This window comes from Algoriphagus algorifonticola, from assembly GCF_007655305.1.
GTDB lineage: Bacteria > Bacteroidota > Bacteroidia > Cytophagales > Cyclobacteriaceae > Algoriphagus > Algoriphagus algorifonticola.
This window is the reverse complement of the sequence record NZ_VLOG01000043.1, coordinates 1-8,979: the sequence shown is the minus strand read 5'-3', so window position 1 is coordinate 8,979 and position 8,979 is coordinate 1. Positions and strand designations below refer to the sequence as shown.

Annotated in this window: 11 protein-coding genes; 9 read left to right on the top strand and 2 right to left on the bottom strand. The window is 39.0% G+C overall.

All coding sequences use genetic code 11. The features are described 5' to 3' along the window. Positions 1–5: 5 nt before the first annotated feature. A complete protein-coding gene (locus FL972_RS11200) occupies positions 6–656 on the bottom strand; it encodes a hypothetical protein (protein WP_144605502.1) in 651 nt (216 codons plus the stop codon). On the opposite strand from FL972_RS11200, the gene FL972_RS11195 reads away from it, so the two are divergent. Then, positions 635–1,147 (top strand): hypothetical protein, encoded by a 513-nt coding sequence (locus FL972_RS11195; protein WP_144605501.1) that lies wholly within the window; start codon positions 635–637, stop codon positions 1,145–1,147. The genes FL972_RS11200 and FL972_RS11195 overlap by 22 nt on opposite strands. A gap of 172 nt (positions 1,148–1,319) precedes the next feature. Then, on the top strand, positions 1,320–2,171 hold the full coding sequence (locus tag FL972_RS11190) for a hypothetical protein (RefSeq protein WP_144605499.1): 852 nt from the start codon (positions 1,320–1,322) through the stop codon (positions 2,169–2,171). 376 nt (positions 2,172–2,547) lie between these two features. On the opposite strand, the gene FL972_RS11185 is transcribed toward FL972_RS11190, so the two are convergent. Next, entirely contained in the window at positions 2,548–3,204 is a 657-nt protein-coding gene (locus FL972_RS11185; RefSeq protein WP_144605498.1) for a metal-dependent transcriptional regulator, read from the bottom strand. Between the two features lie 121 nt (positions 3,205–3,325). On the opposite strand from FL972_RS11185, the gene FL972_RS11180 reads away from it, so the two are divergent. From FL972_RS11180 to rhuM, 7 genes are all read left to right on the top strand, one after another. Next, positions 3,326–4,528 carry a di-heme oxidoredictase family protein gene (locus FL972_RS11180; protein WP_144605497.1) on the top strand — a complete coding sequence of 401 codons (1,203 nt, stop codon included), beginning with the start codon at positions 3,326–3,328 and terminating at the stop codon, positions 4,526–4,528. Then, entirely contained in the window at positions 4,528–4,968 is a 441-nt protein-coding gene (locus FL972_RS11175) for a QcrA and Rieske domain-containing protein (RefSeq protein ID WP_144605495.1), read from the top strand. The genes FL972_RS11180 and FL972_RS11175 overlap by 1 nt, the downstream gene beginning before the upstream one ends. Then, positions 4,943–6,193 carry a hypothetical protein gene (locus tag FL972_RS11170; RefSeq protein ID WP_144605493.1) on the top strand — a complete coding sequence of 417 codons (1,251 nt, stop codon included), beginning with the start codon at positions 4,943–4,945 and terminating at the stop codon, positions 6,191–6,193. The genes FL972_RS11175 and FL972_RS11170 overlap by 26 nt, the downstream gene beginning before the upstream one ends. A 466-nt stretch (positions 6,194–6,659) precedes the next feature. Next, positions 6,660–7,028 (top strand): type II toxin-antitoxin system RelE/ParE family toxin, encoded by a 369-nt coding sequence (locus FL972_RS11165; RefSeq protein ID WP_144605504.1) that lies wholly within the window; start codon positions 6,660–6,662, stop codon positions 7,026–7,028. Continuing rightward, positions 7,025–7,315: a helix-turn-helix domain-containing protein gene (locus FL972_RS11160; protein ID WP_009183299.1), complete on the top strand. Its 291-nt coding sequence runs from the start codon at positions 7,025–7,027 to the stop codon at positions 7,313–7,315. The genes FL972_RS11165 and FL972_RS11160 overlap by 4 nt, the downstream gene beginning before the upstream one ends. 157 nt (positions 7,316–7,472) lie before the next feature. After that, positions 7,473–7,805, top strand: coding sequence for a hypothetical protein (locus FL972_RS11155; RefSeq protein WP_144605492.1), 333 nt, complete (start codon positions 7,473–7,475; stop codon positions 7,803–7,805). Between the two features lie 35 nt (positions 7,806–7,840). Further along, entirely contained in the window at positions 7,841–8,851 is a 1,011-nt protein-coding gene (gene rhuM / locus FL972_RS11150; protein ID WP_144605491.1) for a virulence protein RhuM/Fic/DOC family protein, read from the top strand. The last annotated feature ends 128 nt before the right edge of the window (positions 8,852–8,979 follow it).

Genomic DNA, 8,979 nt, shown 5'->3' with positions numbered 1-8,979 from the left:
GGATGTTACCGGCAAGCGTAAGGACGCAGCACCATAATCAAACAGGGCTGAATATCCGAACTCTTGCACGGGTTAGGTGTATTATCTTCAACGGCAAGCCACCTAATTTTACCAGCGTATCTTATTTCCGCTCCATTATCTTCAAGGAACGAAATAACCCGAACCTGATAAATGGGAAATATCAATACGCTGGTATTGCCTTTGTCCCTTTCCGCAAGTGCTTTTCTTGCCCAAGCCATTGGGCCTATTTTGCGTTTACCTGGTTCTTTTGCCATTCCGGTAAATGGTGGGTTTACCCAATTGCTTTTGCCCCAATCAACTTCAAGTCCATCAAAGCCATCAGGCCGTGGAAATGGGCAAGGGTCAAAGTCAAAATTGAACTCGTCATTTAATGGTTTCAATTTATCAGGTGGCATCAGCCAGTAGTGTCTTTGGTCGGACCTGTTTGACGTATCAATAAATTCGGGACCGAGAACGCCAGCCGGTAACACTGCATACCCGGCAATGGGGGCTGACGTGCTACTTTCGGCATTTGTGCTATTATCAAAATTTAGTTCTAATTTCATCGTTTGTGCTTTTAATTCCCCCACTGCGGGTATGCTTTTACGTTGTGGCGCATTATGAAAAACCCAAAATGATAAGAAAAATATTGACATTAGTAATTTGGGGGTTTTCATTAACAACTTTTGGACAGGAATCAGACTCAATAAAATTAAAAACAATTGATTCTATAGTTTCAATAATTCCTGAAAATCCTACAAAACAAGACGCTTTTGAAATAATTCAGAGTTCAGGGTTAATTTCAAAAAAGAAGTTTTTGTTTTTTAAAAAACGAGTTGGAAGTTTTCACGAAAATGTAGTTTATAAGAACAGAACAATTTATTTAATAAAAATATTAACCAATTTACAGAATATTCATACTGTCGAATATTATTATTACAATAACGAGGAACTAATTCATTATATAAAGAAAATAGAAAAATTTGATAAAGACAATCTGACTTCAAAAAATAAATATTCTGCTTATTTTGACTCCAAGAAACTTGTAAAAGTAACGGAAAATTTAGATTTTGATGTAAATGAAGTATTAACTAAATCGCACAAAAATAAATCTGAATGGAAAGAATTTATAAATCAAACGGAATAAAAATAACGACGCCACAACAGCGCATATAGTTTATGGCGGAATTAGTGCAAAACTCAAAGTTTTTGTATTTTTAGAAACGTAAAACTTTAATTGAAAAATTAACGCATTTTTGCCCGCCACAAACCATATACGCAAACCGTTATGCAGCATTTTAAAACGACAGACATAAACAATGGGAACTTGGGGAACAGCAATAAATAGTAACGACACTTCAAGCGACATTTACGCTGACTTTTTTGACCTTTACAACGAAGGAGAAAAGCCAGAGATAATTGCGGAAAAGCTTATTCGTGACAACAAAGAACTTATTGAAAGTCCTGATGACTCAAACAACTTTTGGTTTACCCTTGCCTTGGCACTTTGGGAAACAAAAGCATTGGACCAAGAGACATTCAATCGAGTAAAAGAAATTATTCAGACAGAAAAGGACTTGCAAGTTTGGAGAGAACTTGATGCTGATGAAACTGAAATAAAAAAACGAAAGGATGTATTAGAAAAGTTTCTTGTAAAAATTAGTTCAGAGAAGGACAAGCCAAAAGCCCGGAAAAAGAAAAAGATTAAAGAGCCGATTTTTGAAAAGGGAATTTGCTTGACTTTTAGACTTCCAAACGGAAATTATGGCGGAGCTGTAATATTAGAAGCCGACAAACAAACAGGTTTTGGTTATAATTTAATTGTGACAACAAGAATAAATAAATCGGAAAGACCAATAATGAAGGATTTTGAAAATGCCAAAGTTCTTGTTGCTAATTTTGGAAATTGGGAAAACCAACCAAAAGTAACTTGGTATTTACCCGACAGATTTAAAAAGGAATACTCTGAACTTTTTGAGACAGTTGGAATGATTCAAGTAGACAAGAACTACACACCAAACGGGAGTGAAATTAGAGCGAGTTTTTCAGGTGCTTGGCAACACATAATCGACCCAGTTACAGCTCAACTTGAATATGAAAAAGTAAATGGAGAGAATAAATCGTTTCCATTGACAGAACTAACAGGAAAGAAGAGATGGTGGAAATTCTGACAAGAAAAACGCTGCATAACAGCACCTACCCAAAAGTGGCGGTTCAGTAGTTAAATCAAGCTTTGTGCTTCTATCAAAGTTTCTGCTTAGTTGACAGTGAAGTGCTTCGAAATCGCCACCTTCGGGTAGCTGCGAAACGTTAGCGGCAATGGTAGGGCGACCCCTCAAAACCCGACAGACCGACCTTTGACAGACAGCCACCCCGACAACTGTCGACACAGAAAAAAATTAAAAAAAGCCCACCGCACGGAAAAAATTTTAGCCTATGCTATTGGCACATTTGGGGCTGTTCCACCCGCAAACCCAACACGCAACAGCCCCAAAAGAGCCAATCCCTACGCTCTGACAGACGACAATAAGATAAAGGGAAATAACTTTACACTTTCTCCACCAACAACCTTTCACAAACCGTATGGCTCAATGTTTCCGACAAGCGTTTGCCGTAGCTTACGACCATTGTATTGTCAAACGGCTCAACTGATTTTATTTTCAGTTTTAATCCTAAACTCAATTCACGACTGTTTAAAAATTTCAAAAACTCGGCAGACGTATTGATTACCGCAGACAACTTTATAGTGTCCCCTGCTTTACACTCACTCAACTTGCTGTATTCTTTCCAAACCATTTTACCGTTTTTGTCGGGAATGGGCGAACCGTGCGGGTCTAATTTAGGAAAGCCAAGCAGTTCATCCATTTTTGCAAAAAATTCGGGCGACTGGATATGTTCTATTTGTTCGGCTATATCGTGAACCTGTTCCCAACCAAATCCCATTTTCTCAACAAGAAACATTTCCGTAAGGCGGTGCTTACGGATAATTGCCGCAGCTTCCTTTTTTCCTTTTTCAGTTAGTCGCAGGGGTTTGTAGCTTTCGTAATGCACCAGTTTTTTTGCCGAAAGCCTTTTCATCATACTGGTAACGGTAGGCATTTTTATCTCTAACCGCTTGGAAAGCTCATTCACATTCACCTCACCTTTGTCATTAGACAGGTTAAGCAATGCTTTCAGGTAATTTTCTTCCGCCAGAGAGTTCATAAGACAAAGGTAACAATTGAAGTTAACAGCCTCTTACTTATAGAAAAATATTTTCAGAATAAATTTGTTAGTCTAATCTAACTTATTATATTTGCCGCATCAAACTAATATAGTGTCCAAGATGAATAAGAAACAACTATACATCCTTTCAACCATTTGCCTGATGGTGGCAATTATGGTTTCGTGCGAAAAGATATTGCCGCCCGAACCTGCCGAATATGAAATTTTGGACGGGCCTGTGGAAGGTTTGAGCAATCAACAGTCTGCTCAATTCCTAAAAGGTGATATAGCATTTAACGATGAGATTTTCACAGCCCAAACAGGACTTGGTCCTATTTTCGTGGCTAACAGTTGCGGAAGCTGCCACGCAGGGGACGGCAAAGGACATCCTTTTACAACCCTGACCCGCTTCGGGCAGATAGATGAAACAGGCAATCAGTTTTTACATTTGGGAGGCCCGCAACTTCAAAACAGGGCTTTGCCCGGATTTACGCCTGAACAAATTCCTGCCGGAGCTACCTTTTCTAAATTTACTCCCCCTGCCGTAACAGGATTGGGTTTTCTGACCTTTGTTTCCGATGCCGATATTCTCGCAATGGCTGACCCGAACGATGCGGACGGAGACGGTATTTCGGGCGTTCCAAACTGGATTGATGTTCCTGCTTTTGTTGCAATACATCAAAATGCTGTTTCTCAAGGCGGGAAATACATCGGGCGTTTCGGAAAAAAAGCAAGCGTTTATGATTTATTACAGCAAACCGTAAATGCCTACAATCAGGATATGGGAATTACTTCGCTCTTTAATCCTATTGATGTTTACAGCGGACTGGAAATTGACCCCGAAGTTTCAACACAAACCATTCACAACGTGGTGTTTTACCTGCAAACATTGAAAGCCCCTATACAGCGAAATCAAAATGATGCACAAGTAATTCAGGGCAAAAATATTTTCAATCAAATAAATTGTGCAGGTTGCCATAAACCAACTTTAACGACAGGCTATTCGCCCATTGCCCCGCTTTCATACAAAACATTTCATCCTTACACCGATTTATTACTTCACGATATGGGTTCGGGGCTTGATGACGGCTACACTGAGGGCAACGCAAAAACATATGAATGGAGAACACCACCACTTTGGGGTTTGGGACTTTCGCCCAATTCACAAGGCGGACAATATTTTTTAATGCACGATGGCAGAGCAAAAAGCATTGAAGAAGCCATACTAATGCACGGTGGCGAAGCAACTAACAGCAAAATGCAATACCAAAACCTTTCACCAGCGGACAAAGATGCTTTAATCAAATTCTTAAAATCACTGTAATGGACAGAAAAGAATTTATCAAAACCTGCGGATTTGCCTGTTTAGGAGGAACAACGTTAGCCGTTTTGCTTGAAAGCTGTGCAGGCACAAATTACCTTGCACAAACGAGCTATGCAAATAATCAAATTACCATTCCGAAAACCGAATTTATAAGGATTGCAAAAGATAAAACCATACAGCGAAAATATGTATTGGTGCGACACGATAAATTCAGCTACCCGATTTGCGTTTACAAATTAGACGAGGAAAATTATTCCGCTTTGCTGATGCAATGCACTCACAAGGGCTGCGAGTTACAGGCACAAGGCGATTTTTTGATTTGTCCCTGTCACGGAAGCGAATTTACCAATCAGGGTGTTGTTCAAAATCCACCCGCAGAACAAGATTTACAAACATTCAAAATCTCAACCGACAATGAAAACATTTACATATATCTTTAAAAGAAGTTTGATTTTGGTAGTCTTGTTTTGCTCTTTCACAAACAGCAATGCACAAACCGACACAACTAAATTTATTCAGCGTATTCCTGCCGATACTTCTAAACAAAAGTTGAATATGGATGCTGTTTACAACCGTCCTTTCCTTACGGCAGGAAAATTGCCGATTGCTATTGGCGGTTATTTGGAAGCCAATACACAATACGCACAAACAGACGGAATTTCAGACGGTTTTTCATTTCAGGCAAGACGTTTCACCTTGTTTTTTTCATCTACCATTGCAAAAAAAATAAAGTTCCTTTCCGAACTTGAATTTGAAGACGGCACAAAAGAAATCAATATCGAATTTGCGGCAATGGACATAGAATTTCATCCTTTGCTCAATTTAAGAGGTGGTATTGTAATGAACCCTATTGGTGCATTTAACCAAAATCACGATGGGCCAATATGGGATTTTATTGACCGCCCGATTTCTGCCTTAACGATTATTCCCTCTACATTGTCAAATGCTGGCTTTGGCTTGCACGGAAAATACTTTGTTAAACGTTGGATTTTGGGTTACGAAGCATATCTGACCAATGGCTTTGACGACAACATCATTTCCAATGAAGATAACAGGACATCGCTTGCCGCAGGAAAAAGAAATCCAGCACGTTTTGAAGAAAGCAATAGCGGACTGCCAATGTTTACAGGAAAACTTGCTATTCGCAACCGAAAAATTGGCGAATTGGGCATTTCTTATATGACAGGTGTTTACAACAAATGGAAACAAGACGGATTGATATTAGACAGTAAAAGAAGTGCAAGTGTTTTGGCTGTGGACTTCAATACTTCTCTTATTAAAAACAGACTGAATATTACAGGCGAAGTGGCAAAAGTTTTTGTGGATGTTCCTGAAACCTATACGCAACAATTCGGCACACAGCAATTCGGTGGCTATATGGATATTGTCGGCACAGTATTGAAAAGGGAAATTTTGGGTTGGGACAATGCGAAATTAAATGTGGGAGTTCGTTTGGAATATGCCGACTACAATCAGGGCAGTTTCAAAGTAACAGGCGGAAACATTGCAGATGATATTTGGGCAATCGTTCCGTCAATCGCATTCCGTCCTGTTGGGACTACTGTTTTGCGGTTCAATTACCGCTATGAACAACAAAGAGATTTGTTGGGTAATCCACCTGCCCTGACAGGAGTTATACAATTTGGATTTTCGACTTATTTTTAAAAATGACTAATCGGACAATTTGGTAACTTGAATGAACTATTGGAGTAAAGAAAGGCAGCAACCGCACAGGGTCAAGCACATTTGCAAACCGCTCAAAGCCGACACACAGACCAAAGTTTGCAAAAGAGCTTGCCCCTTTCCAACCCGATAAAAATTTTTCCTTCCCTTCTTTTTTTAATTTTTTCCCCCGACACGCAACCCGACACAAGCGACCCTAACCTGACAACGACTGACCACGAGCGACAGAACCACAGCCGCTAACAAGGGTTTGGCGAAATGCGGGGTGAAGTGCTTCGTATGAACATTTGTGCTAAATTTGAACTTTGGTGCTTCGATTGAAGTGTAGTGCTAAAAGTCCCGCACTTCGCCAAGCCCCGAACCGTTATAGCGCATATTAAGAACATCAAACCAAAGACAATCAGTTTTTTTAATTTTGAAAATAGTAACTTTTAAGTTACATTTGCTTATAGAAAAAGTAAGGGAAGTCATTTCTTATCAGGACCATTTTGAGAACTTTTTAAAAGCCCAAACAGAAAAAGTTCAAAACAAGATTTTTAAGGTCATTGAAGCGATAGAAACATTGGAAAGAGTTCCGGAAACTTACCTGAAACCTATCAAAACAAAGAGAGGGCTATATGAAGCAAGGGTTCAGTTGGCATCTAATATATGGAGGGTGTTTTGTTTTTTCGATGAAGGAAAGCTGGTGATACTTCTCAATGGCTTTCAAAAGAAAAGCCAAAAAACACCAACCAAGGAAATTGAAAAAGCTGCCAAACTGATGGATGAATATTATGCTGAAAAGGAAATTCAAAAAGGAAAAAAGAAAAGGAAATGAATACGAAGAGCTGGAAAGAAATCAAAGATGATGTGTACGGAGTCAAAGGAACCGAACGCAGGGATGAATTGGAAAGGGATTTTGAGTCTTTCAAAATTGGTTTGCTATTAAAGAAGGCAAGAGAGGACAAGAATCTAACCCAGGAGCAACTAGCGGAATTAGTAGATAAAAAGAGAACTTATATTTCAAGAGTTGAAAACAATGGAAGTAATCTGACACTGAAAACCCTTTATGAAATTGTTGAAAAAGGATTAGGTGGGAAGGTAAAAATCTCCATTGAACTCTGAAAAGGGAAATACGCGCTATAACATCACCTTAGATACAGCGGGAGGTTTCGAGTAAATTAAAGGTTTATTATCTTTAATAAGTTACTAGTAGTTTGGAAGCGGAGGGCTCTGAATGCCCGCCGTCTCCAAGCCCGAAAACGTTGGACTCAATTCTAAAATGGCAAAGCAGAACCCATGGATATTTGGATTAATAGGTTTTGGGATTTTCCTTTACCTAGCATGGAATAACTTTGAACTATCTTTTGCTCCATGGACAAAAACCGCAGAAGCAAAAGCCGTGATTACAGATAATGCACTTGGGTATGGACCGATGGGGAGAGGATTTACTCAAATCATCACGATATCCTATCAGGTTGACGATTCGGTCTATGTTCAGAAGAAAAAACTTTCTCAGAGAATCAATAAAAAGGAAATTGGATCATTGGTCTTAATTGAATATGCTGTCAAAGATCCTGGCAATTTTGAAATCAAAGGTTTTTTGAAACAATGAACTGATATTTTTATCAAAAAACTTTATCTTCCTACATGGAAACAGGTGACTTCATTTCTGAAATAGTGGTTTTCAAACCCTCCCAAGGTAGTGATGAATTTGAAATCATTTTGGATGGGGAGCAAGATACGGTTTGGGTTACCGAACAGCAGCTTGTTGAGTTATTCGGTAAAGCTAGAAGGACGATTGGTGAGCATATCCGAAATATTTACAAAGAGGGAGAATTGGAAAAAGAGTCAACTTGGCGGAATTTCCGCCAAGTTCAAAAAGAAGGAGAAAGAAAAGTAAAAAGAGCAGTTTCAGCTTACAATTTGGATGTAGTGATCTCAGTTGGATACCGAGTAAAATCACCAGTTGGCATTGAATTCAGAAAATGGGCAACCCAAAGACTCAAAGATTACTTGGTCAAAGGTTATGCCGTCAATAGCGAATTATTGAGCAAGCAAGGTCAAAAAATAATTCAGCTAGAAAACCAGCTTGATATTTTAAGGGAAAGAACTTTTGAGTCACAAAGAGTATTGACGGAGGGGTTTTTGGATATTATTTCAAAGTATTCCAAATCTTTTGAATTACTCAATAGGTATGATTCAGAAGATCTTCAGCTTGACAATCTTTCCAAAGAAATCATTTATATCATCAATTATGATGATGTCAAGAAAGCCATTCACCAATTAAAGATGGAATTGATCCAGAAAGGAGAAGCGGGAGAGCTATTCGGAAACGAGAAAGATGATTCATTCAGGGGAATATTGGGAAGTATCTCCCAAACAGTTTTTGGAGAATTGGCATATCCAACCATTGAAGAGCAGGCAGCACAATTGTTATATTCTGTTATCAAAGGTCATGCCTTCAGCGATGGTAACAAGAGAATTGGTTCATTTCTGTTTGTGTGGTTTTTGGAGCAGAACAGTTATCATTTGGATGACAGGGGAATAAGAAAAATTAATGAAAACACTTTAGTAGCTCTAGCATTGGCAGTAGCCCAAAGTTTACCAGAACAAAGGGATTTGATAATAAAACTGATAGTGAACCTAATAAAGAACTGAGTCCAACATCACCTTGGAATACAGCGGGCGGTTCAGAGTAAATATGAAATTCAGTATCTTTAAGAAGTTAAGAGTAGGTTTGAAGAGAACGGCTCCGCATGCCCGCCGTCTCCAAGCTGAATACCGTT